The 23740-nt window shown below is 56.4% G+C and carries 19 protein-coding genes and 2 tRNA genes; 7 read left to right on the top strand and 14 right to left on the bottom strand.

The window, feature by feature from the left end; all coding sequences use genetic code 11:
• Nucleotides 1-55 precede the first annotated feature (55 nt).
• Nucleotides 56-1051, bottom strand: coding sequence for a mitochondrial fission ELM1 family protein (locus LA5095_RS18815; protein WP_055117661.1), 996 nt, complete (start codon nt 1049-1051; stop codon nt 56-58).
• A 197-nt stretch (nt 1052-1248) separates the two neighbouring features.
• On the opposite strand from LA5095_RS18815, the gene LA5095_RS18810 reads away from it, so the two are divergent.
• Complete coding sequence (locus LA5095_RS18810; protein ID WP_029061077.1) at nt 1249-1719, top strand: Lrp/AsnC family transcriptional regulator; 471 nt, start codon at nt 1249-1251, stop codon at nt 1717-1719.
• Nucleotides 1720-1731: 12 nt separating this feature from the next.
• Here the strand turns inward: LA5095_RS18810 and LA5095_RS18805 are convergent, their stop codons facing one another.
• From LA5095_RS18805 to LA5095_RS18790, 4 genes are all read right to left on the bottom strand, one after another.
• A complete protein-coding gene (locus LA5095_RS18805; protein ID WP_055117659.1) occupies nt 1732-2217 on the bottom strand; it encodes a hypothetical protein in 486 nt (161 codons plus the stop codon).
• A 120-nt stretch (nt 2218-2337) separates the two neighbouring features.
• Nucleotides 2338-2811: a transcription elongation factor GreA gene (gene greA, locus LA5095_RS18800; RefSeq protein WP_055117657.1), complete on the bottom strand. Its 474-nt coding sequence runs from the start codon at nt 2809-2811 to the stop codon at nt 2338-2340.
• Between the two features lie 127 nt (nt 2812-2938).
• Nucleotides 2939-6301: a carbamoyl-phosphate synthase large subunit gene (gene carB, locus LA5095_RS18795; protein ID WP_055117655.1), complete on the bottom strand. Its 3363-nt coding sequence runs from the start codon at nt 6299-6301 to the stop codon at nt 2939-2941.
• A gap of 172 nt (nt 6302-6473) precedes the next feature.
• A complete protein-coding gene (locus LA5095_RS18790; RefSeq protein WP_082442908.1) occupies nt 6474-6716 on the bottom strand; it encodes a helix-turn-helix domain-containing protein in 243 nt (80 codons plus the stop codon).
• 1024 nt (nt 6717-7740) lie between these two features.
• Between LA5095_RS18790 and LA5095_RS18785 the strand changes: the two genes are divergently transcribed.
• Nucleotides 7741-8118 (top strand): MerR family transcriptional regulator, encoded by a 378-nt coding sequence (locus LA5095_RS18785; protein WP_208992757.1) that lies wholly within the window; start codon nt 7741-7743, stop codon nt 8116-8118.
• 148 nt (nt 8119-8266) lie between these two features.
• Here LA5095_RS18785 and carA read toward each other — a convergent pair whose 3' ends face one another.
• Nucleotides 8267-9448 (bottom strand): glutamine-hydrolyzing carbamoyl-phosphate synthase small subunit, encoded by a 1182-nt coding sequence (gene carA, locus LA5095_RS18780; protein WP_055118055.1) that lies wholly within the window; start codon nt 9446-9448, stop codon nt 8267-8269.
• Nucleotides 9449-9694: 246 nt separating this feature from the next.
• Between carA and LA5095_RS18775 the strand changes: the two genes are divergently transcribed.
• From LA5095_RS18775 to LA5095_RS32445, 4 genes are all read left to right on the top strand, one after another.
• A complete protein-coding gene (locus LA5095_RS18775; protein WP_055118053.1) occupies nt 9695-10198 on the top strand; it encodes a GatB/YqeY domain-containing protein in 504 nt (167 codons plus the stop codon).
• Nucleotides 10199-10407: 209 nt separating this feature from the next.
• Nucleotides 10408-12336, top strand: a complete 1929-nt coding sequence (gene dnaG, locus LA5095_RS18770; RefSeq protein WP_055117651.1) for a DNA primase — start codon at nt 10408-10410, stop codon at nt 12334-12336.
• Between the two features lie 499 nt (nt 12337-12835).
• Nucleotides 12836-14833, top strand: a complete 1998-nt coding sequence (rpoD, locus tag LA5095_RS18765) for an RNA polymerase sigma factor RpoD (protein WP_029061012.1) — start codon at nt 12836-12838, stop codon at nt 14831-14833.
• 212 nt (nt 14834-15045) lie between these two features.
• Nucleotides 15046-16392: a DUF930 domain-containing protein gene (locus tag LA5095_RS32445; protein WP_145902526.1), complete on the top strand. Its 1347-nt coding sequence runs from the start codon at nt 15046-15048 to the stop codon at nt 16390-16392.
• Between the two features lie 17 nt (nt 16393-16409).
• Here the strand turns inward: LA5095_RS32445 and LA5095_RS18755 are convergent, their stop codons facing one another.
• The 7 genes from LA5095_RS18755 to LA5095_RS18725 all read right to left on the bottom strand — a co-directional run bounded on the left by LA5095_RS18755 (nt 16410) and on the right by LA5095_RS18725 (nt 22032).
• Complete coding sequence (locus LA5095_RS18755; protein ID WP_055117648.1) at nt 16410-17030, bottom strand: hypothetical protein; 621 nt, start codon at nt 17028-17030, stop codon at nt 16410-16412.
• Between the two features lie 13 nt (nt 17031-17043).
• Nucleotides 17044-17883, bottom strand: coding sequence for a M91 family zinc metallopeptidase (locus LA5095_RS32785; RefSeq protein WP_268873272.1), 840 nt, complete (start codon nt 17881-17883; stop codon nt 17044-17046).
• A 185-nt stretch (nt 17884-18068) separates the two neighbouring features.
• Entirely contained in the window at nt 18069-19562 is a 1494-nt protein-coding gene (locus tag LA5095_RS18745) for an MFS transporter (protein WP_055117646.1), read from the bottom strand.
• A gap of 64 nt (nt 19563-19626) precedes the next feature.
• Entirely contained in the window at nt 19627-20193 is a 567-nt protein-coding gene (locus LA5095_RS18740) for an RNA 2'-phosphotransferase (RefSeq protein WP_055118051.1), read from the bottom strand.
• 131 nt (nt 20194-20324) lie between these two features.
• Nucleotides 20325-21479, bottom strand: coding sequence for a slipin family protein (locus LA5095_RS18735; RefSeq protein ID WP_144436047.1), 1155 nt, complete (start codon nt 21477-21479; stop codon nt 20325-20327).
• A gap of 413 nt (nt 21480-21892) precedes the next feature.
• Nucleotides 21893-21957, bottom strand: a tRNA-Arg gene (locus tag LA5095_RS18730).
• A gap of 1 nt (nt 21958) precedes the next feature.
• Nucleotides 21959-22032: transfer RNA gene (locus LA5095_RS18725), tRNA-OTHER, on the bottom strand.
• Nucleotides 22033-22401: 369 nt separating this feature from the next.
• Here LA5095_RS18725 and LA5095_RS18720 point away from each other — a divergent pair.
• Nucleotides 22402-22851 (top strand): ketosteroid isomerase-related protein, encoded by a 450-nt coding sequence (locus LA5095_RS18720; protein WP_055117645.1) that lies wholly within the window; start codon nt 22402-22404, stop codon nt 22849-22851.
• Nucleotides 22852-22897: 46 nt separating this feature from the next.
• Here LA5095_RS18720 and LA5095_RS18715 read toward each other — a convergent pair whose 3' ends face one another.
• Nucleotides 22898-23683 (bottom strand): crotonase/enoyl-CoA hydratase family protein, encoded by a 786-nt coding sequence (locus LA5095_RS18715; protein WP_055117643.1) that lies wholly within the window; start codon nt 23681-23683, stop codon nt 22898-22900.
• Nucleotides 23684-23740 lie beyond the last annotated feature (57 nt).

Here is a 23740-nt window from a genome sequence, read left to right as displayed (position 1 = left end):
GAAGTTACCTGTTTCCTGTCTTCTTTCTCAGCCTGTTCGTCAACGATGCGGTGACTCAGGTTGCCGCTTCCCTCTGTCGTGAAGCTGAAAAATCACTCCTGATGCGATCCGCTATGACAGGCGTCGCGTCTATCGGCTCGTAGGTAGTGGTTTTTATCGGACCTGGAAAGGGGTGTATTACACCCTGGCGTTCCAAACTCTCCAAAAAATTGGTGATTTTGCCGTGACCGCCGCCCGGGTGAAACACATGAACGGGTTTTCCTGTCGCAGCGGCCTCGCCGATCATGTTGGTCGAATCAGCCGTTGCGATTATTGCATCTGCCTTTGCCAGATAATGTCCAAGCGGATTCGGCGCGTCGCCGGCCCAGAACAGATGCTTGCCGGACGTCGCCAGCCCGGCCAGACCTGACGAGAGTGCCGGTGGCGTGCGACGGGACACGGTGATCATGAAGTGGGCGCTTTCTTCCTCTTCTGTCCGTTTCAAGCTGTTCAGAAGGTGCTGCTGATCGTCCGGGCTGAAGGTATGATGGCGGCTGTCACCTCCAATGAGAACGGCTACTCGAGGATGTGGCAACCGGTCGATGTCAGGAATACTTTCATCGCGCAGCGAAGCGAGTGTCGAAGTCGAAAAACGGTGCGGCGAAGTCGGTGTGACGAGAACATTGCGGCCACGCAGACTGTCGTGCGCCGGCACCCAGATCAGATCTGCAGCGTGCGGTCCCGTTCTGGGATCCTTCAGGAAAACCGTAAACGTCCGTCCACCTGAAAGTCTCTTGATCCGGCGAAGATAAGCCGCGGCGCGACGGCCCGAGCCAATGACGATATCAGGGTAAGGCGGGGCGATCGGGCTGCCGGGACGTGTTTCCCACTCGCGCGGGTCGGTTGGCCCGTAAGGAAGCCACCAGGAAAACGGTGGTCGTGGGGCAATGGTCCGAACCTCGTATGGAACACCCAACGCACTCGCGACGCCGATACACTGGGCTAGGTCTCCGGCCTTGCCATCCGTCACAATCCAGATGGATGCAGGGGAGGTCTCCGGCTCAATGTGCATTTAAGGAGAACTTCCCCTATCGTAATCTTTCGGAATCGTGCGCGATTTTGTTATAGTCTTGCACAAATGCGCAAATAATCATAACTCGGCACCATCAAAAGCTTATAGCGGGGAACTCGCTTCCTGCAATATGCCAACCCGGTTCAGCAACACCTACCCACAGTCGGGTCAACAGGCAAACCTCAAAGGAGACAGGATTGAAAGCGCGGCTTGATGCCATTGATTGGCAGATCCTGAAAGAACTGCAAGACGACGGCCGGATGACCAATGTCGAGCTGGCGCGACGCGTCGGCATATCCGCACCGCCTTGCCTGCGCCGCGTCAGGGCTCTGGAGGAAGCGGGGCTCATCCAGGGCTACCGGACCCTGTTGGACGAGAAACAGCTGGGCTATGACGTAACCGCCTTTGCCATGGTGGGCCTGCACAGTCAGACAGAGGCGGATCTGATTGCCTTTGAACAGACGGTGCAGAACTGGTCGCTGGTTCGCGAAAGTTACATGCTCTCTGGAGAAGTGGATTTCCTGTTGAAATGCGTGTCGCCGGACCTGCAGACCTTCCAGAATTTCGTGATCCGGGAGCTGACCGCCGCGCCGAACGTCGACAGCGTGCGCACTGCCCTGACCATTCGCAGGACCAAGGATGAGCCTGTGGTTCCGATCACAGGATAACGATCACAAGCTCTAGTTTGCGGCAGCTTGTGTCTGACGCTCTTTCATACCCTGGAGTTTCTTGTTCAGCCGGGACATCATGGAAATGTCCCTGAGAGCAGTCGCAACGAGTGTAAAGGCAACACTCAGGAGCGCGCAGGTTGTCAGGATTGCGACCGGCAGAAACTGATCATAGTGATAAGCGTCGAGCGCCCTGTCGATCGGATCGACGCCGGAATAAAGCCTGTTGCGGATGGTTTCGCGATAGGCGCCGAGTTCCAGCGAGCCCTGCTTGATGTATCTGAGGCCGAGAACGAGCAGAATGACCGCAGTGGCCAGCGCAATCAGAAAACCGAACATCTGCAATGCAAACGCGTAGGCATTCTCATGCCGGCGCTTGACGATGCGTGTGAAAACACGCCGCTCACGCGCATCCAGCCTGGAATACACATACCAGCGATAGATCCAGAGCGGGACGGCAGCGACCAGCAGCCACACTCCGATTGCATGAAAGACCATCACCAGACCTCCGACACATACCGGTAGCTACCTTAGCGATTGACCGGCATGCGTCAAAGGGAAAACGGCAGTGATCGATTGACGCCGTGTCAGACCTTATCTGATTGGAATGTCAAAGGTTCAGGTGAATTTGACTTGAACAATTTCGTAAGAGCGGGCTCCCCCGGGAGCGGCCACTTCAACGCTGTCACCAACCGACTTTCCGATAAGCGCGCGTGCGATCGGAGAGGAGATGGAAACCTTGTTCTGCTTCACGTCGGATTCAACGTCACCGACGATCATGTAGCGCTTTTCCTCTTCGGTGTCCTCATCGATGAGCGACACGGTCGCTCCGAATTTGATGATTTCGCCGGACAACTTGGTGACATCGATGACTTCTGCGCGCGACAGTTTGTCCTCAAGTTCCGCAATACGGCCTTCGTTCAGGCTCTGGGCTTCCTTGGCAGCATGGTATTCGGCATTTTCCGACAGATCGCCGTGCGCTCGCGCTTCGGATATGGCATCGACGATGCGCGGACGCTCAACCGTGGTACGTTCCTTCAGTTCGACCTGAAGCATATTGTAACCGGCAGAGGTCATCGGAACTTTTTCCATGGGTCTCAGACCTTCAGCTTATTGGATCCTTTTAAGCTGGTTTCGCTCTCTATAAGGACCACGTATTTACAAAAACAAACCAACCGGGAAAGGCGCGCTTTCCCGGCCGGTCGCGTATATAATAGCCTTAGCCGAAGTAGGATTGTAAAGGTCTTACTTCAAGGCTTCCCGCCTTGTGGGCGGTGATGCCTTTGGCTGCTGCGACGGAACCTGCAAGGGTCGTGTAATACGGAACCTTGTTCAGGAGCGCCGCCCGGCGCATCGACCGGCTGTCGGCAATGGCCTGCGCACCTTCCGTTGTGTTGAAGACAAGCTGGACGTCACCGTTCTTGACAGCATCGACGATATGCGGGCGGCCTTCAAGCACCTTGTTGATTTTCTTCACCGCAATGCCCTGGTCTTCCAGGAATTTCTGGGTTCCGCCCGTGGCAATTATGGAAAATCCGGCCTGCTCCAGGCTGCGCACGGCATCCACGACGCCTTTCTTGTCTGCGTCGCGCATCGAAACGAAAACTGTTCCCTGATCAGGAACGCCGGTGCCCGATCCGATCTGGGACTTGGCAAATGCCGTTCCGAATGCCGTGTCCAGGCCCATGACTTCTCCGGTGGAGCGCATTTCCGGGCCAAGAATGGTGTCGACACCGGGGAAACGGGCGAACGGGAAGACGGCTTCCTTTACCGCAATGTGGTCCAGCTTGCTCTCGCTCAAGCCAAAGGAAGCGAGGCTTTCGCCGGCCATGACCCGGCTGGCGATCTTGGCGATCGGCGCTCCAACCGTCTTGGCGACGAAAGGAACCGTCCGTGACGCTCTCGGGTTGACCTCAAGAACAAAGATTTCGTCGCCCTTGATGGCATATTGGACATTCATCAGACCGCCGACTTCAAGACCCAGCGCCAACGCTGTTGTCTGGCGCTTGAGTTCTGCAATGAGCTCTTCAGACAGCGAGAATGGGGGCAATGAGCACGCGCTGTCGCCGGAGTGAATTCCCGCTTCTTCGATATGCTCCATGATGCCGCAGACAAAAACGTCCTTGCAGTCGCACAGCGCGTCGACATCGACTTCGATTGCACCCTGCAGATAGCGATCGAAAAGCAGCGGATTCGTGCCAAGGACGGTGTTTATCTGGCCCGTCTTGTCATTTGGATATTTTGCACGAACCTCGGCGGGTACGAGCTCGGGCAGGGTGCCGAGGAGGTAGGAGTTCAGGGCTTCCTCGTCGCGAATGATCTGCATTGCGCGGCCGCCGAGAACATAGGAGGGACGGACCACGAGCGGCAGGCCGAGCTGACCCGCGATCAGGCGACCCTGTTCAACGGAATAGGCAATGCCGTTTTCCGGTTGCTTCAGGCCGAGCTTGATCAGGAGCTTCTGGAACCGGTCGCGATCTTCGGCAAGGTCAATCATGTCCGGCGATGTGCCGAGGATTGGAACGTTCGACTTGACGAGGGCCTGGGCAAGCTTGAGAGGCGTCTGGCCTCCGAACTGGACGATCACGCCATGAAGCGTTCCGTTGTCCTGTTCCTTGCGGATGATTTCAAGAACATCCTCAGCCGTGAGCGGTTCGAAATACAGGCGGTCGGACGTGTCGTAGTCCGTCGAAACCGTCTCCGGATTGCAATTGATCATGATGGTTTCGTAGCCGGCCTCGTCGAGGGCGAATGCCGCGTGGCAACAGCAGTAGTCGAATTCGATACCCTGACCGATCCTGTTCGGTCCTCCGCCCAGGATCACAACCTTTTTCCTGTCCGACGGGTTGGCTTCACACGCCGGGGCACCCATGAACGGTGCCTCGTAGGTGGAATACATATATGCGGTCGGCGAGGCAAATTCTGCAGCACATGTGTCGATGCGCTTGTAAACCGGATGAACATTCAGTTCTTCACGCAGTTTGACGACATTGTCGGCGTCAAGGCCTGCAAGGCTTGCCAGGCGCGCATCGGAGAACCCCATGGATTTCAGCTTGCGCAGGTTTGCGGCATCCCGAGGCAATCCGATGTTTCTCACCTTGGCTTCCATCGCGAGAATGTCTGCGATCTGTTCCAGGAACCAGGTGTTGATACCACTTGCCTGATTGATTTCCTCGATGGTCATGCCGAAGCGCATGGCCTGCGCGACATTGAGCAGACGCATCGGCGTTGGCGTCGAAACGGCAGCACGCAGGGCGTTCCTGTCATCGCCCTGGTCGAGACCGGCAATTTCAGTCTCGTCGAAACCATTTATGCCTGTTTCCAGGCCCCGCAGTGCCTTTTGCATGCTTTCATTGAATGTCCGGCCAATGGCCATGACCTCGCCGACCGATTTCATGGCCGTGGTCAGTGTCGCTTCCGATCCCGGAAATTTTTCAAAGGCAAAGCGCGGGATCTTGGTTACGACGTAATCGATCGTGGGCTCGAATGACGCGGGGGTCGCGCCGCCGGTAATGTCGTTTTCAAGTTCATCAAGCGTATAGCCGACTGCCAGTTTAGCTGCGATCTTGGCGATCGGAAAGCCAGTTGCCTTCGACGCCAGGGCAGAAGACCGGGAAACCCGCGGGTTCATTTCAATGACCACAAGACGTCCGTTGTCGGGATCGACCGCGAACTGAACGTTGGACCCACCTGTTTCGACGCCGATCTCGCGCAGGACTGCAATCGAGGCGTCGCGCATCATCTGGTATTCTTTGTCGGTCAGGGTCAGGGCAGGCGCGACCGTGATCGAATCGCCGGTGTGGACACCCATCGGGTCGACGTTTTCGATCGAGCAGATGATGATGCAGTTGTCCGCCTTGTCGCGGACGACTTCCATTTCGTATTCCTTCCAACCCAGAAGGCTTTCATCGATCAGAACCTGTCCGACCGGCGAGGCGTCTATGCCCGAGCGAACGATGGTTTCAAATTCTTCACGGTTATAGGCGACGCCACCGCCAGTGCCGCCGAGCGTAAATGCAGGGCGGATGATTGCGGGCAGGCCGATTTCGTCGAGCGCGCGCATCGCCTCCAGATAACCGGCATTGCGATCGTAGCCGGTGATCCTGCCGTTCTCGTCCCGGATGGCGGGTGACGAGGCAATGGCGGCGCGCGGGTTTTCAAGTCCGATCGTGTCCATTGCGGCCCGGAACTTTTCGCGGTCCTCGGCTTTTTCGATTACATCACCGCGGGCGCCGATCATCTCGACACCGAACTTCTCCAGAACACCCATCTGTTCCAGGTCGAGCGCACAGTTGAGCGCGGTCTGTCCGCCCATGGTCGGCAAAAGCGCGTCCGGCCGTTCCTTCTCGATGATCCTGGCGACGAGGTCCGGCGTGATTGGCTCGATATAGGTCGCGTCCGCAAGGTCAGGATCAGTCATGATCGTGGCCGGGTTGGAATTGACCAAGATGATCCGGTAGCCCTCTTCGCGCAACGCCTTGCAGGCCTGAGTACCGGAGTAGTCGAATTCGCAGGCCTGCCCGATAACGATCGGACCGGCACCAATAATCAGGATGGAAGAGATATCTGTGCGTTTGGGCATCTCGGCTCTCAGCTCGCAGTGGCCAGTCCGGAGTAGCGCTTTCGCTATTCGGTCTGGTTCTGTCTAAAAGTAAGTGACGATGTTGGCTGAGCGCGTCTTATAGGGAAAAGCTCTGCACTATGAAACCCCGGCAGGACGACAAGACGACGTTTTCCGAATGGAATTGATGCGATTAGTCGGTTTCTGACGGTTCGATTTTCAATGGTGTTGCCGAAAGACCGTCAAAGTCGCTGATTCCTTCCGACAGTGCGTAGCAGGCGAGACGTATGGATTTCGGTATTTCGACAGGCCGGCCATCGCGATTGCCCTTCTCGTAGTACTGGATCATGCGTTTTTTCAGACCGAGCCGCTCAGCTGCGTCTTTCTGTTTCAATCCGAGTGTTCGCCTCCAGTGTCGGAATTGTTGCGGAGTCATGCCTGGCACGGAGATTTTTGTTTTCGATTCGGCCATATTTCAATTTATCCAGAGTAACTTGCTTCCGCGTGACCGCACTTTGGAACGGATACGCCGATCAGATTGACAAAAATAACCTGGATCGGTCTTTGTCAATCAAGAAGTGCACAATGTGCTCTTTTTTGCGCGATAGGCGCTTGTTGAAGCGTTTTGACGACCGGTCAAAGACAAGGTGTTGGAGCAATCGGTCATTTATGGGAGAAATTCGAGGAGACGAGTTTCACCTTCCGGTAAGGGAGGAAAGTCTTCGGCAGCGTGAGTTCTCCACAGGCACCGGAATCCTCAACGTCACTTGAAAAAAAATTACAGTATTGTATTTAATCTATGGCAATGCGCGCACTGATAAATTGTTTTTTCGAACTCAATTTCTGGTTGTGTATTGGTTTTTATCGAAACGGCCGTGCCACCGGCTAGGTATCATTTAAAAAAAATCAGGTACCTAAATCATTTTGTTTGGGTAAGTTGAGGAAAATTAAGTATTTTTCCCTTTTCTTGCTCCCGTGAAGTTAGTATGGACTGCTGCGGAATTCACGAGAATTGAAAATGTGGTTTATTGGATCTGGATTATCGATAATTAATATTTATGTCCCCTAGTTTGTCCGTGGGGGTGTTTATGGATCACCAGCTTGGTGATCTTTCTGTCATAATTCAGGGTTTAATTTTCGGTCTTCTGAAACTTCTGCGAAAAATGATCAATATTTCCGATTTTTGCGTAGATTTTAACTATCGAACCAGTGTATTAGTCTGATTGCTAAGTCTCGGCCGTGCAGAGCTGGGGCTTTTCGCCGTGTGCGATGGTAAATAACCGAGAGGTTGTTTTGCATCACTAGTGGGACCTGAGGATCCGGATGTGGGACCGGAAAATCAGGGGTGCTGCAAAGCCTGACCGAACTCGGAACAAAAAAACAAGATCGGGCTTAACATTATGAACAATGTCGCTACCAAAATGGTCGTTGTTCCGGACATAGCAGGTCCGGGACAGGACGTGGTGCTTGATGACCGCGCCCTTGCTATCTCTGAGATGTCTGAGCGCTTCAACGTAACGCTGCGTACCCTGCGGTTCTACGAAGAAAAGGGTCTGCTTAACCCTGTGCGCAAAGGTGCTCGCCGTTTTTATGGCACGCGTGATGTGTCGCGGATGCGGGTCATCCTTCAAGCCAAGAAAATCGGACTGACACTTGCTGAAATTCGGCGGGTGATCAAGCTGGTCGAAAGCAATACCAACAAACAAGACCAGTTCAAGGAATTGCAGGAAATCTGCCAGGGGCAACAAGAGATCCTTGTCGAGCAGAAGCAAATGCTTGATGAGCAGGTTGCCGAGGTTGAACAGATCCTGTCGGCCTTTGATGAACTGATCGCCTGACTCGCCTCATTCAGACAATGCAATGCCCCCGGTTCAGAAATGAGCCGGGGTTTTGCTTTTCCGCGTCCAACTGCGGAGTGTCGAACTCATGAGGCGGACTTCCATTCGTGTTGGAACCGGTTGCCCGCCGGCAGGGCAGACCCTGAATTCACGCGGGCCGGCCGGCCTGCATCAGATCGGTGAACCGCTTGAACAGATAATGGCTGTCACGCGGCCCCGGAGAGGCTTCCGGATGGTACTGGACTGAAAAGACGGGCTTGTCCTTCATGGCCAGACCGCAGTTCGAGCCGTCGAAAAGAGAGACGTGAGTTTGTTCGACATTTTCCGGCAGGCTGTTTGCGTCGACCGCAAAGCCATGATTCATTGATGTGATTTCGACCTTGCCAGTCGTGTGATCGAACACCGGATGATTGGCGCCGTGATGGCCCTGATGCATTTTGATCGTGTCGCCCCCGAGCGCGAGCGCGAGCATCTGGTGACCAAGGCAAATGCCGAAGGTCGGGACACCCTTGTCCAAAACGCCCCTGATCATGTCGACTGAATATTTGCCCGTCGCTGCCGGATCACCGGGACCGTTGGACAGAAACACACCATCGGGTTCGTGGGCCAGCACATCACTTGCAGTTGCCGTTGCAGGCACAACAGTAACATCGCAACCCGCATCGGTGAGCAGTCGCAGAATATTTCGTTTGATACCAAAATCGATGGCGACGACCTTGTAGGTTGAGCCTTCGGTTTCTCCGTAGCCTTCGTCCCAACGCCAGGTCGTCTGGGACCAGGGGTGTGATTGGGTCGTCGAGGCGTCTTTCGCCAGATCCATGCCGACGAGGCCAGGCCAGTTGGCGGCGGCTGTTTTCAGGCTTTCAACGTCGAAACGACCATCAGGTGCATGAGCGATCACACCGTTGGGAACGCCTTTCTCCCTGATCAGCGCGGTCAATGCACGGGTGTCGACGCCGCAGATACCGATCATGTTCCGGCTCTTGAGCCAGGCATCAAGATGTTTTGCAGCCCGGTAGTTGGCCGGATCGGTTATCGGCGCAGCAAGAACGACACCTCGAATTCCGCTGTCGGCGGCCATGTTGACGGTTTCAATATCCTCGTCATTCGTGCCCACATTCCCTATATGCGGAAAAGTGAACGTAATAATCTGACCCGAATAGGAGGGGTCGGTGAGGATCTCCTGATATCCGGTCATGGCCGTATTAAAACAAATCTCACCAACGGCTTGGCCGGTGGCGCCGAGGCCTTGCCCTTCGATTATGCTGCCGTCGGAAAGGACAAGCAGGGCGGTCGCCGGGGTCTCAGACCATGCGTCTGCAGTCGTCATGTCTTGTATCCAGAGTCTGTTGGTGACATCATGCGCTGCAGGATAGGCGTCTGCGACTGGCAAAAATGCCTTTATGCGGCCGTCTGCATCAAGCGCGGGACTCTATGGGAAGCGGCTAGGATCGTCAATATTGATCCTTTGAAAAAAGACCATTAAAATTCAATAGCTTGGCTGAGAAATGTGAAAGGGCGTCAAAACGCCCGCAGGCTCAGTGCGGCAGGGATAGGGTGAACCATGCGCGACGACTTGCGCGAAAGAATCGGCATTGCGTTGAAATCGGCGCAAGAAGAAGGCGACAAGCGGCGCTGCGCGACCTTGCGTCTGATCCAGACCGCCGTCAAGGACAGGGAAGCCTCTGCACGCGACAACGGCAAGGATGGTGTCGGCGATAGCGACGTCATCGAAATCCTTCAGAAAATGATTAGCCAACGGGTAACGTCGGCAGACGAGTTTGAAACCAGCGGGCAGCTCGACCTTGCCGAGCAGGAACGCGTGGAGCAGGAAATCATTCGCGAATTCCTGCCCGTTCAGCTTACCGAAGACGAGATGCGCACGCTTTGCGAGGCTACCGTCAAGGACATCGAGGCACATGGTCTGCGCGACATCGGGCGTTGCATGAGCGAGCTGAAAAGCCGGTATCCGGGAAAGATGGACTTTGTTCAGGCGTCCTGCCTTGTGAAGGATATGTTGCGCACGGAAGGCAATGGTCATCACCAGCAACAGGGTGCGGACGAAACCCCGAAGGGCTAACCTGCGAAGCGTCCGGCTTTTGGGTCGAGGGAGCGGGAACCTTCTGCAAGTTGTCCCCGGCTATCAACAGATCTTCAATTTCCCACTCCCGGTGAAGATCTGAGACTGGCGCTAACCGGCAAGTCATTCTATTTTGTCGGATCATCCTGAAGGTGCGTAGACCAACCGTCAGGCAAAAGCATTCAATCACAGCTGATCGTTCGTCCTCCATGCGTTTTGAACCGCGTCTTCTCGATGAAATCCGCGCCCGTCTGACACTCTCGGATATCGTTGGACGGCGTGTCTCGTGGGACCGTCGCAAAACCCAGCCGGGAAAGGGAGACTTTTGGGCCTGCTGTCCGTTTCATCAGGAAAAAAGCCCGAGCTTTCATGTCGATGACCGGCGCAACAGGTACAAGTGCTTCGGATGCGGTGCGTCCGGCGATCACTTTACCTTCCTGTGTGAAACAGAAGGCCTCAACTTTCCAGAGTCCGTTGAACGCCTTGCCGAACAGGCAGGTGTCGCTTTGCCGGCGCCCGATCCGCAAGCGGCCAAGCGGGAGAAGAGGCGTGCGGGACTTGCCGACATATGCGAAATGGCCGCGCAGTTTTTTCAGACCGAGCTTGCCGGATACAGAGGCGAAGTTGCACGTTCCTACGTTGCCAAACGTGATCTGACATCCGAGACACTGATGGAATTCCGCTTCGGCTTTGCCCCCGACAGCCGCGATGCACTGAAGACGTTCCTGGCCGCGAGGGACATTCCGGAAGCTGCAATGGTGGAGGCCGGACTTGTCATCCGGCCGGACGACGGGCGGCCTTCCTATGACCGTTTTCGTGGACGCCTGATGATCCCGATCCATGATGACAAGGGCCGAGTGGTCGCGTTTGGCGGGCGGACACTGTTACCCGACGGACAACCAAAATATCTGAATTCGCCCGAGACCCCCCTGTTTCACAAGGGCATCATGCTCTTCAACGCGCATCGTGCCCGTGAACCGGCCTTCAAGACGGGTGAGGCGGTGGTCGTGGAAGGCTATATGGACGCCGTCGCCCTGTGGCAGGCTGGAATCCGGCACGTGGTCGCGTCGCTCGGGACTGCCTTCACGGAAGACCAGGTGGTCCGGCTCTGGAGATTTGCACCCGAACCGGTGATCTGTTTTGACGGTGACGTTGCCGGTGTGTCTGCTGCACATCGGGCAATCGACCGGATCTTTCCGGTCCTCAAAAGCGGCTTTTCGTTTCAATTCTGCTTTCTGCCCGATGGCATGGATCCGGATGATCTGGTCAAGCAGCGCGGGCTGGACGGGTTCCACCAGGAAGTCAGCAAGGCCCAGTCACTGTTCGATGCGGTCTGGGAGCGCGAAATCTCGGTTTCCCGTATCGACACGCCTGAGCGCAAGGCAGCGCTTGAGAAACGCTTTGACGACCTGATCGGAACGATCCGGGACGAACGGGTAAGGCGTCGCTATCAACTCGACCTGAAATTCAAGCTGTCCAACTTGTTTTTCGAGCAGGCCCGGCAATCGCGGCGCGACGGCAAGAAAAGCGCCGAGACGTCCACGGGACTGGGCATGGTGCGTGAGCGGGTTGCCACCAGCAACGACTTTGGAACAGAACGCCTGGTTCTGGGGTTGTGCATGCGGTTTCCGCATCTGCTTGACAGAAATGTCGAGCGCATATCGCGATTGCCGTTCACCAACGATCTGCACCGGCAGCTTCGCGATATTCTGTGCCGGATCGTTGATGATCTGGAAGCGGCGCCGATAGCGGACCTGACCGGTTCGTTCGATGAACCCCTGCGTGACATCATGCACGAGTTGATGTTGGAAACCATTGGTCTGCAGGAGCAGGGCAAGGCGGAGTTCTTTGCGCTCAACCACCGGTTCCCGCTCTTGAAATCCAATCCGCCGGAAGATTTCGTCGAGGCGGCGTACCTGCATTTTCTGGATATTCTAGAATTGACCGCACTTGAAGTGGAGCTTTCCAGCGAGTTGGTCACCGCCGATGAACATCTGGACGAGTTTTCCTGGGCACGCATCCAGGCCCTGACTCAGGATTTGAACCGCAGGCGCGAAGAGTGTGCGCGTGATGAAGCCGATCTTGCAGAACGCGCCAAGAAAATCAGAACCGCACCTCCGGTCGCCGTGGCACAATGACCGCCGTGCGGCCGCCGGACGTGGTCCAAACCAATGCGAGGGCGAGCTCAGCGCGGGGAAATTGTTTTTTTGCTGCAAAATCACCCTGTAGACGTGTGAAAAACCACAAAAAACGCATTTTCCAATTGACCGGTGACGAATCACACTTGCGAATCGTGCGCACCGAGCTAAATAGAAGTTTTGCAGCTCTCAAGCGCCGCAGCTTAAAAGCCAGCTAGCGGCAAATAGTCTGAAAAACGCTGCAACCCGTTTGAATACCTCTTCGGCACTTGCAATTGCGAGAGCCAAATTGAAAGGCCGCGTGCTTCATTGATGCTGAGTACTGTCAATGTCGTGAAGAGCACGGTTAATTGGGACTTAAGGGACACGGCTTACAAACCTATTCACACTGATTCTTCCGTACGCGGCCGCAGGTATTGCCGGCGCGCTGAGGGTAAGTTGGTTTGAAGCCGTTAATAGGGCGCTGCGTGACCCTGATGGTCACGAACTGGAGCACGATATGGTAGCCAAAGCGACACAAGCAGACGAGACACAGGAAGCAAGCTCGGACGGACCGGACGGTCCGCTGCTCGACCTGTCGGATGCCGCTGTCAAGAAGATGATCAAAGCCGCCAAGAAGCGCGGCTACGTCACATATGACGAGCTGAACGAAGTTCTGCCTTCCGAGCAGGTTTCGTCAGAGAAGATCGAAGACACCATGTCCATGCTCTCCGACATGGGTATCAACGTGATCGATTCCGAAGACGCTGAAGACGGCCCGGATGAAGTCGATGGCGGCGAATTGGCGACCACCACCACCACAGCCGTTGCGAAAACAACCAATACCAAAGAACCCGCCGATCGGACCGACGATCCGGTGCGCATGTATCTGCGCGAGATGGGGTCGGTTGAACTGCTCTCCCGCGAGGGCGAGATCGCGATTGCCAAGCGCATCGAGGCCGGTCGGGAAGCCATGATCGCCGGTCTTTGCGAAAGTCCGCTGACATTCCAGGCAATCATTATCTGGCGCGATGAACTCAACGAAGCCCAGGTGCTTCTGCGTGACATTATCGACCTGGAAGCCACTTATGCCGGACCGGACGCAAAGGCAGGCCCCGCGGTAGCAAATGACGATGTTGCCCCGAGCGAAGCCGGCGAAGAAAAGTCCAAGGACGGCGTCTCCGAAGATACGGAGAACGAAGAAGGCGAAGGCGACAGCGACGAGGATGACGACGACGAGTTTGAATCCAACGTCTCCCTCAGCGCGATGGAAGCCGAGCTGAAACCGGGCGTTCTGGAAACCTTCGACAACATTGCGGACAACTACAAGAAGCTGCGCCGTCTTCAGGACCAGCTGGTTGAAAACAAGCTGGCCAACAAGACCCTGTCACCGAGCCAGGAGCGCCGTTACAAGAAGCTGAAAGAAGACATCATCGTCGATGTGAAGAGCCTGTCGCTCAACCAGAACCGTATCGATGCTCTGGTTGCCCAGCTCTACGACATCAACAAGCGCCTGATGGGCTATGAAGGCCGCTTGCTGCGCCTTGCTGACAGCTACAACGTCGATCGCTCCGATTTTCTGAAGCAGTATCAGGGTGCGGAACTGGACCCGAACTGGCTTCGCAAGGTGGCGAACCTGTCCACTCGCGGCTGGAAGAACTTCATCGCCCGGGAAAAGGAAACCGTTCGCGAGCTGCGCCAGGAAATCCAGACGCTGGCCACGGAAACGGGCCTTGAGATCACCGAATTCCGCCGCATCGTGGCAATGGTGCAAAAGGGTGAACGCGAAGCACGTATCGCCAAGAAGGAAATGGTCGAGGCGAACCTGCGCCTCGTGATTTCCATCGCCAAGAAATACACCAACCGCGGACTGCAGTTCCTGGATCTTATCCAGGAAGGCAATATCGGCCTGATGAAGGCGGTGGACAAATTCGAATACCGGCGCGGTTACAAGTTTTCGACTTACGCCACGTGGTGGATCCGGCAGGCAATCACGCGCTCGATTGCCGATCAGGCCCGCACGATCCGTATTCCGGTGCACATGATCGAGACGATCAACAAGATCGTCAGAACATCGCGCCAGATGCTGCACGAAATCGGCCGTGAGCCGACCCCGGAAGAACTTGCCGAAAAGCTGCAGATGCCGCTGGAAAAGGTCCGCAAGGTTCTGAAGATTGCCAAGGAGCCGATTTCCCTCGAGACCCCGATCGGGGACGAGGAAGATTCCCACCTCGGCGATTTCATCGAGGACAAGAACGCGGTCCTGCCGATCGATGCGGCGATCCAGTCGAACCTGCGCGAAACCACCACGCGGGTGCTTGCTTCGCTGACACCACGCGAGGAACGTGTTCTTCGCATGCGTTTCGGCATCGGCATGAACACCGACCATACGCTGGAAGAAGTCGGTCAGCAGTTCTCGGTGACGCGCGAGCGTATTCGCCAGATCGAGGCCAAGGCGCTCCGGAAGCTGAAGCACCCGAGCCGTTCGCGCAAGCTGCGCTCGTTCCTGGACAGTTAAGAGGCCGGTCGACGTCTCGCATTTTTTAAAAACCCGGCTGCCATGCCGGGTTTTTTGTTTGGGAGCATGTGGATTTTGGAGCGTTTTCCAACTTAAAAATCTGTTGATACGCTCTAGTCTTCAAGTTTGACGTAATTCCAGACAGAACTCCGATCACCACCTTTCCCGGAATTGTTCTGTTTGATCGAAGACTTCCGTTCGAGGGCTCATTTTTGGCCATAACCGCAGATACCAACCGTCCGATGACAGAGGCGGCAACGGAAGATCGGCAAGCATTTGCCTGGGGGCTGATGACCTCCCTGGTGCTGCACGGATTGCTGGGACTCGTGCTGCTGGGCGGTATCTCCGGGTATGTCACTGAGCCGGCACAAGAGCCCATCGAGGTGGAGATCGTCACTGTTCCCGCGCTTGAGCTGCCAGAACCGGCCGAAGAGAATTCTGCAGCCGAAGAGCCTGCGGCGGCAGAAGAAGAAGCTGAAAACCAGCCTCCCGAACCGGCACCTGAAGAACAGGAAACAGAAGAGCAGGCTCCCGAGCCGACGCCTGCTGCAGAGGCGGAAGAGGAGACACCTGCACCAGTTCTGCAGCCAGTCGAGGAATTTGCCGAAGAAGATTCCGAAGCTCAGAATAACGAGCAGGAACCCGTCACCGAACCGCTGGAAGAGGTTGTTGAAGAGGAGGTCCCTGAACTGGAGGAAAGCGAACCTCTGGAGGAAGAGCAGGAAACTGCGGATCTTGACACAGAGGAAGCTGAAGATTTCACAGAGCCAGAGCCAGAGCCAGAGCCAGAGCCAGAGCCAGAGCCAGAGCCAGAGCCAGAGCCGGAGCCGGAGCCGGAGGTTGAAGTTGAAGTTGAAACCGAGGTTGAGGTTGAGACCCAGGTGGAGCCCGAGGCTGACCCAGAACCAGAAACTGTTATCGAAACTGAGGTCGCTGAGGATTTCGATCCTTTGGCCGGACCGGTAAACGAGACCGGGACCGCGGAAACGCCTGCACCCGATCCCAAACCTGTGGCGGAAGCGGAAGCCGGAACAGAGGCTGAGACCAATGTGGGCGAGGCGGACGAAATTGCGCCGGATGATTTCGGAACGGTTGGGCCGATCTTGACGCAAGCGGCTCCGGCACCCAAGCCTGCACGCAGGGTCGCGCGGGCAACGCCGCCGACTTCGTCACCGTCGTCCGTCGCCGTTCGTCGCCCGGGTCACGTTCAGGCACGGCAGCTTTTTTCCAGGACACTGCTGGACAATCAGCGATCCCAAACCGCCATGCGCGGCATGTCACCGGGGCAACGTCTCAATCTGTTGTGCATGACCGAGTTGCGCGCTCAACTGTCGGCAGCCAGTGCGGTGCCACCTGAGCTTCTGCCGTCATTTCGGCCGCAGCCCGGCAGTGTGCTGGAACCTCGCAATGCGGCCTTCCGCAGCCTTGGTCGCTGGTTCGACGTGTCCTTCAGATGCGAAACGGATAGTGACGTGAGAAGAGTGGAAAGATTCAGTTTCAGAATCGGGAACGAAATACCCCAGTCCCAATGGCTTCGCCGGGGATTGACCCAGTTCTGAGTGACAACCCGCGTGCTCTACTTCAGATCGTAGACATCGACCGTTCCGAGTGGCCCGGTCATGAGCAACTTCTGGGACTCGAAGGGGAACGGGTCGAAGGCAGCTCGTGTGCCCTGATCGGTCGGCATGGCCTTTACCAGATCGTTTGTGCCGTCGACGCCCAGAAAATAACCCAGCCGGAACCAGACATTCAATTTCATCACCCCCTTTGCTTCGGGAATGCTGTCGTGGTCGGTGTAGGGCGTCCAGGGAAAGACAGGCTGAACCTGCCGGACGGTCTTTTCGACCGAGAAGCCCGGCTTGATCGCCGTGACGAAGGGTATGTTTTCCGATTCGACCAGGATGTCGTCCGGGACTGCGATGATCTGCCGGCTCAGAACCAGCTGACCCTGTTCGATCGTCGCATAGCAGGCATCAACGAGCGGGTAGGCGGAACCGTCAAACTCGCCGTGCAGAACGTCGAAGAGATACATGGTTCTGCCGGACGTATTGTTTACCTGATAGGTCAGCAGCAGACCCTTGTCCTCGCGCAGGTGTGCAGACAGGGTCATGTCGCTGTTCTGGTTCGTGATTGCTGACATTGCTGCCGCCTTTTTCTCGATAGCGCAGGTGAGGCCGAACGCCGTCAGACCTGCCATGAAATTGCGCCGATTAATAGTATGGACGTTGAGGTTGCTTGGGATCCCATTCATCGCGGATCTTGTTCTCGCTGTAAGGTTCCTTGTCATGTGGCGGGAAACCGACGGTTCTGGCTTCTTCCTTGATGACCTTGGCTTTCTTGGTCGGATCAGACGGATCTGGTTTGCTGTCATTGTCCACCTTTGAAAAGTCCAGTTCACCATCCGCGGCGTGTTGCGCGTGGATCAGCTCATGGGCAAGTCCGATTTCCGGAGGGCGTGTTTTCCAGGCTTCGTCCGAGCCGAGGGTGGTCCGGTTCGGATTGTAATGCACAGTGGTGTCGCAGCCGGATCCCGGCTTGCCGCTGGAATCGAGTTTACCGTCGCTGTTGAAGCCGGTGACCTTGTTGCCGCCGGATGTTTCCTTGATCGTGATCGTCTTGCCGGACTTGTGGAGATCGTTCAGCAACTTTGCCCCGGATGGCGTCTGGGCAATCTTGGCCAGTGCCTGAACGGTTTTTTCCCGGAATTCCTCGGTGCCCTCGATCTTGATGGAGGGCCCGACATTGGTCGTGCCGACAGGGCCGGGTCCGGCCGCTGCTCCACCGCCAGCGCCGCCACCGCCGGCACTCATGCCGATAAGTACGCGCGGGTACCCGGTAACAATGGATCCGGCTTTCAATGTCAGGTCCGTCATCCGTGCGGCTGGCAATTTTTCCACCAGTACATTCCAGGCGCCGGTCACGATCGGGTCGCCGCCGATGGGGGGAGGCGGGCCGACACAGACGCACAAGTCGGTCACGCGCGCTTGCGGTGACATCCCGGTTATCACGGTCCACGCGCCCTTCCATAAAATGGGAGCGGGAACGCCCATGCACATCGGGCAAGTATGCATATCGAAAAGAATGCGCGCTGCTGGAAACTTCATGGACAAACCAGTTCTTGAAAATATCTTGCGAAAATTTTCGGCTGTCCCGCCCGTTTAGTCAATGCCGCTGCGTCACACTTTGCGCGGTTGTCATTTTCTGCAGGCGGGGAGTGCTTCTTGACCGCATTCACCTACTTCGAAGTCGCGCGTTCGCTTGCTTCCAGCCCAATGAGCCTGTGCCGGAGAACCAGCATCGCGCAGGTCGGCACGATTGTCAGCGCAGCGTTGATGTAAAAAATCGCGGCCCCGGACCGGGAAACCGCCTCGGCAGAGACAAGCGTGGTGTCTCCTGCGCTTACCAGCCCGGTGAGTACTGCGATCAGCCCGGTCAATCCGCCACCGATGGCAATACCTGCAGACGACAGCGTCGGCAGAATGCTCGATACAAGATCCTGTTCCCGGTTGCCGGTGGTGTACATCAATGACCGAAGCAGGATCTGATTGCTCAGTCCGTGACCGGCACCGGTGACAATGGCTGCGAGAGCGAAAGTCGGCAGCGAAGCCATCTCAATCGATGCGGCCGTCATCACCATTCCCGCAACGATCAGAAGCGGACCGAGCACGAGGTAGTTGAGTTCTCTTCGTCTTGAGGGGGCCTTCGACGAAACCCAGGCGAAAAAGGACCAGGAAAAAGCAAGGCCGGCAGCGACATAACTTGCCTGTGTGACGCTCAGGTCCCAGTAAACCTGACCAAATGTCGTGATGAAAACGGCACGGACGGCAGCCGAGACCGAGATCAGAAACACGATCCAGGTGCCCAGACCTATGACCGTCCGTGCCTTGAAGGCGTTGAGCGGAAAAAGGCGCTGAACACTGACGCGATCGATTTTCAACAACAATGCTGCCGCAATCAATCCTGTCAGGATCGTCGCGGCGAGCGGCAATGGCTGGTGGACTTCACCGATCATTGTCAAAAGAAGAATGCTGGCAGTCAGAAGGGTGAAACGCAGCACCATCCGGTCACCGCCTCTTCGACCGGTATCAACAGCTTTTTTATCCGGCTCCGCGCGAGACCGGGCAGGCAATGCTGAATTCATCAGCAGGAACAGCAGGACAGTCAGCGGGATGTTGATCAGGAAAGCAGCGCGCCACGACCAGAGTTCCGTGAGCAATCCTGCCGATAAAGGGCCGATGCCAGCGGCCAGGGCCCAGACACCGGCCAGCATCGCAAACACTCGCGGAGCAACATTGTTCGGAAACAGATCCGGGATCAGCGAGTAACAGAGCGCGACAATCATGCCTTCACCAAATCCTTGCACGGCGCGCCCGGCGATCAGGCCCTCCAGAGAGGTGCTCAGGCCTGCCAGGACAGAGCCGCCTGCAAGGAGGGATGTTGCCACCATGAACGGCAACCGGGCCCCCAGCCGCACCTTTGTTGCGCCTGTCAGACACCCGGCCAGAATGGCCATCATTTCAAAAGAACTGAAAACCCAGAATGCCCTGTTCTGCCCTCCGAGTTCCCGAATGATGTCCGGCAGAACGGCTGTCGTCACGAAACCGTTCAGGGCATGGGAGCCGACGCCAAGGATGAGTGCAATCGTGCCGGCAATCCTGTCGGGCGAGAACAATGCAGAATTGGCTACATTTCCGGTTGCAGGCGATTGCGCTGGTGAACTGACAGACATGGCGGCCTCAATAAAGAAAGAATTATCTTTCTATATTAAGTCGCCATATAAAGAAAGCAATTTATTATTTTATTAAGATCGACGCGGTGTCTGCCACAAGAGACAGGAATTGGGGAGGGACAGTATCTACAAGCCAGACACCGTTGGCCGTGCAGTAGAATTTGTGCCTGTTTCGAGCCATCTTTCCGGCCGCTACATTGAGGACTATCGGTTTTCCGTGTCGTTTTCCGACCATTTTGGCCGTCGCCGGATCACCTGACAAATGGACGTGGTGTCTGTTCATCGGCTTCAGACCGTCCTGCATGATTGAATTCAGATACCGCTCCGCCGTCCCATGAAACAGAAAGTCCGGTGGAACCATCGGAAGCAAGCCGAGATCGACTTCAATCGAGTGTCCTTGCCTGGCTCGAATGGACTGGCCGTCATCGGAAAACTCGAAGCGTTTCTTGTCATTGCGGGCGACGACTTCCACCAGCCGCTTCAGGTCGCATGCGATGCCTTTTTCACCAAGTGCGCTCAGGAGAGCGGTGACGTCGGTCCAACCGGCTTCCGACAGCTTAAGTCCGGCGTCTTCGGGGCAGTGCCGCAGCCAGAACGACATCTGTTTGGAAATTTTCTTGTCGTTTGTCATTTTCATTAATCGATTTTGCCGGGCGTTTGACCGCTCCGGCGGGGAAAAGGGTCAGTCTGGATATTGATGCCAATGGTCCCGGAATGGCGGCGGGAAGGAAAACGGCGCGGGTTGCCCCGCGCCATCCTATCTTATGCCGCGCTGTCGTCGCGAAGCCTGACGAGATCGTTCATCAGGCCACCGGTGCCGTTGTGGACCGTCAGGCGATCCACCTTGCCGGCAATGGATTCCAGCGCTTCCAGTTCCTTCAACCGCAGCATGACCGGGTTTTCGGCCATGACCTTGGCGGTGTTCAAAAGCGAACGGGTTGCGTTGGTTTCTTCCCGGCGCCGGATCACGTTGGCTTCGGCCTCTTTTTCAGCCGTCACCACCTTGTTGAGGATCTCACGCATTTCGCCGGGCAGGATGACATCCTTCAGGACGATATCGTGGATCTCGACACCGATCGCAGCCATGTCCGACTTGATCCGCGCAGTTGCTTCCGCATTGACCTCGCCCTTGCGTTCGAGGATCTGGTCAAGCTTCAGCGCACCGAGCTGTTTCCGGAACACCATCTGCAGCGCCCGGTGCAGCGTGTCAGTGAAGTCCTTGACCTCCTGGGCGGCCTTGACCGGGTCAACCACGCGGAATTCCGCAGACAGGTTGATCCGGATCGTGACACGATCAAGCGTCAGCACTTCCTGGCCAGTGACATCGAGGCTCTGCCGTTTCAGATCGATGAGCTTTTGCGTCAAAGACCGACCGGCCTTCCAGAACGCATACACACCAGCCTGAAGTGTCCGGGTAAGGACACCGTCGACAAACAGCAGTGCAACACTTCCCTCGCTCACCCGAACGATTTCAAACTGCTGCGTCTGCTTCGCATCGCCCAACCGGCGCAGCAGTTTCTGCGTCAGCTCCGGCTGGTCCTGCGTGTCGATCAGTTCCCAGGTCCACGGTCCTGTATCCGTCCACAGAACGAGCCTTTCGTCAGGACCCAGAACCTTGTGAACCCGGCCGTCCCGGTCGACAACCGCCACTTCGGCGGACCGGGTCCGCACGACGGTCAAGTGCTTTTCAACCACGTCTGGGAGTTTATCGAAGAGCGCCTTCTCGTAACCGGAACGGAACTCGGGCACCGCCATAGAATGACGTTCGACCACCAGTGTGCCACGTCCGTTTTTCAGGCTGTGGACACCCGGTTCAAGTATGCCCTGGAGCTCACCGTTTACGAGGTGAAGCGCCCGTTCGTTTTCGGAAATTACCACGCGGGTCCGCCCGCGGATCTTGTCGAGAATAGTCATCATTTCAATACTCCTTCCATAGCGCTAGGGCACCTGGCTGTCCTTTCTTCACATTGATGTTCTGTTTGCAGTTGGTGGTTTCCGGTACGCCTGTCGGGCGATCCGGGGCGAAAAACACTAAGCGATATTGTGGAGACCTGAAGGGTGCACGAGGGCTCCCGACGGGTTCCCGGCCAGAGGGCCTTGCGGCGATGAGACGGGTTGCGCCCCTTCGAAAAGGGGTACGTCCAGCAAAATCGCAGCACAGCCTTCGACGGCAACCGGGCGAGGGCGCCTGGCGTCGGCAATCCGCTCGCCTTGTCCGAAGACAGGGCTACACGTCCTGCGTCCGCAAGATCCCTTCAGATCCCCTATGATTTGAACAGCACCTAAAGCTGCCGGCTTAAGAAGCCAGTCCGGTTTTCAAGGCCGGGTTGTGGAGCGGGAGTTGAACCCGCGACCGTCGGATTCGCAGTCCGATGCTCTACCTACTGAGCTATCCATGGTACACATGACAGGAGTCGAACCTGTTGCCTCCGGGTTATATCCCGGCGTTCAACCGTTGAACTTCATGCGCGGATCTCCGATCTGTCAGAACAGCATCCGTACGTAAACTCGGCAGGGCCGGATCACGCGGGCGGCAGAAAAACAGCCTAACCGTTGATGTCTGTGCCAACCTCTTGATCGGTGCCGTGGTGATACCTCGTTTTCTCGAGTGGCTGCAAGTGGTAATTCCGTGCCATGCCGAATGTGGTGCATTTGCGTCACAATATGTTGCTGTTTTACAACTATACTGGATTTAGGCATTGAGCTCGGCAGACGGGTAAAGAACACGGGATTTCGACAGGTAAGGCATTGTAGACCGGCGGAAGCCATCCCCCTTGCGCGACACCCTAACGGCAGGCAAACTCGCCGCAGAGTTGCGAACCAATCCGTGCGAGTTGTCATGCCAAACAAACAGTCCCGCTTTCTGATCGACACCTATTTTGCCGCATTCAATGCCGGTGACACCAAGAAGATGGAAAGCCTTGTTACGGAAGATCTCATTCATGAGGTCAATCAGGGTGAGCGGCGGGTCGGCAAGGACAAATTCTGGTCGTTCAACGTTCACATGTCGCGGTGTTACAAGGAGCGCCTTTCGGATATTGTCCTGTTCGTAAATGAGGAAGGAACACGTGCTGCCGCCGAATTCATAGTTCACGGCACCTATATCAACACGGACGAGGACCTGCCTCCGGCGCATGGCCAGACCTACGATCTTCCGGCGGGAAGTTTCTTTGAAATCCGCGACGGCCGGATCGCCCGCATTACCACCTATTACAACCTTCAGAACTGGATCGATCAGGTAAAGTCTGCAGAAGAAGGTGAAACGGGTGACCTGACCGGGGAAACCTGAGGGCGAGACGCCGTCAGCCCTAGCCAGTCCGTCCGTCGTTTCGTGCTCAACCGTAGTCGGGTGATCTGCGCTCGATCCAGGCGTTCAATCCTTCATGAACGTCCGGTGTTGCTGCCATGCGGGCAAATTGCTCGCACTCGATCGACAAACCTTCCGCGATGCTCGTATTCAATCCGCGCGTGACCGCTGAAATGATCCGTGCGGCGGCGTGGGGCGAGTGGCGCAATATGCGACCTGCCAGGTCGAATGCCGCCTCGAGCACCTTGTCCGGTGAAACAACAAGATTGACCAATCCAAGCTCATAGGCTCTCGTCGCCGTGAAGCTGTCTCCGGTCAGAAGAAGTTCAAGCGCGCGTTTGCGCCCTGCCAGACGCGGCAGCCTCTGGGTTCCGCCGAAGGTCGGTGGAATGCCTATATTGATTTCCGGCTTCGCGAACAACGCGTCCCTGCTGGCCACCGCCAGATGGACGGCTTCGGTGATTTCACAGCCGCCGCCATAGGCAAGTCCGTTGACCGCGGCAATGATCGGTTTTGGAAAAGCTTCGAGGCGGCCTGTCATCAGCTGTCCGCGCCTGCAGAAATCACGAACCGCAATGTCCGGTCCGGCGTCAATGCTGCGGGCAAATTCGTGGATGTCTCCACCGGCGGAAAAGGCCCTGTTGCCGGCTCCTGTTATCACTATGGCTCGAATGCTGTCGTTTCGTTCGATCTCGTCGAGATAGTGAAGGACAAGATCATTGGTGGCGTAGTTGAGCGCGTTGAGCCTGTCAGGCCGGTTGATCGTCAACAGCGCAATGGCACCGCGTTGATCGAATAGGACGGTATCGGTCATTTCATCTGTTTCCTGAATTTGTATTCACCAAAAAACGTTAGCTGTGACCGCCATTGA

The organism is Roseibium album (genome assembly GCF_001404515.1).
Lineage (GTDB): Bacteria > Pseudomonadota > Alphaproteobacteria > Rhizobiales > Stappiaceae > Roseibium > Roseibium album.
This window is presented reverse-complemented; position numbering and strand designations above follow the sequence as displayed.

Bases quoted from the DNA above. Each gene is read 5' to 3' on its own strand.
- LA5095_RS18815 (WP_055117661.1), bottom strand. From the start codon at position 1,051: ATGCACATTGAGCCGGAGACCTCCCCTGCATCCATCTGGATTGTGACG.
- LA5095_RS18805 (WP_055117659.1), bottom strand. From the start codon at position 2,217: ATGGTCTTTCATGCAATCGGAGTGTGGCTGCTGGTCGCTGCCGTCCCG.
- greA (WP_055117657.1), bottom strand. From the start codon at position 2,811: ATGGAAAAAGTTCCGATGACCTCTGCCGGTTACAATATGCTTCAGGTC.
- carB (WP_055117655.1), bottom strand. From the start codon at position 6,301: ATGCCCAAACGCACAGATATCTCTTCCATCCTGATTATTGGTGCCGGT.
- LA5095_RS18790 (WP_082442908.1), bottom strand. From the start codon at position 6,716: ATGACTCCGCAACAATTCCGACACTGGAGGCGAACACTCGGATTGAAA.
- carA (WP_055118055.1), bottom strand. From the start codon at position 9,448: ATGACGACTGCAGACGCATGGTCTGAGACCCCGGCGACCGCCCTGCTT.
- dnaG (WP_055117651.1), top strand. From the start codon at position 10,408: ATGCGTTTTGAACCGCGTCTTCTCGATGAAATCCGCGCCCGTCTGACA.
- rpoD (WP_029061012.1), top strand. From the start codon at position 12,836: ATGGTAGCCAAAGCGACACAAGCAGACGAGACACAGGAAGCAAGCTCG.
- LA5095_RS18755 (WP_055117648.1), bottom strand. From the start codon at position 17,030: ATGGCAGGTCTGACGGCGTTCGGCCTCACCTGCGCTATCGAGAAAAAG.
- LA5095_RS32785 (WP_268873272.1), bottom strand. From the start codon at position 17,883: ATGGGCGTTCCCGCTCCCATTTTATGGAAGGGCGCGTGGACCGTGATA.
- LA5095_RS18745 (WP_055117646.1), bottom strand. From the start codon at position 19,562: ATGTCTGTCAGTTCACCAGCGCAATCGCCTGCAACCGGAAATGTAGCC.
- LA5095_RS18740 (WP_055118051.1), bottom strand. From the start codon at position 20,193: ATGACAAACGACAAGAAAATTTCCAAACAGATGTCGTTCTGGCTGCGG.
- LA5095_RS18735 (WP_144436047.1), bottom strand. From the start codon at position 21,479: ATGATGACTATTCTCGACAAGATCCGCGGGCGGACCCGCGTGGTAATT.
- LA5095_RS18720 (WP_055117645.1), top strand. From the start codon at position 22,402: ATGCCAAACAAACAGTCCCGCTTTCTGATCGACACCTATTTTGCCGCA.
- LA5095_RS18715 (WP_055117643.1), bottom strand. From the start codon at position 23,683: ATGACCGATACCGTCCTATTCGATCAACGCGGTGCCATTGCGCTGTTG.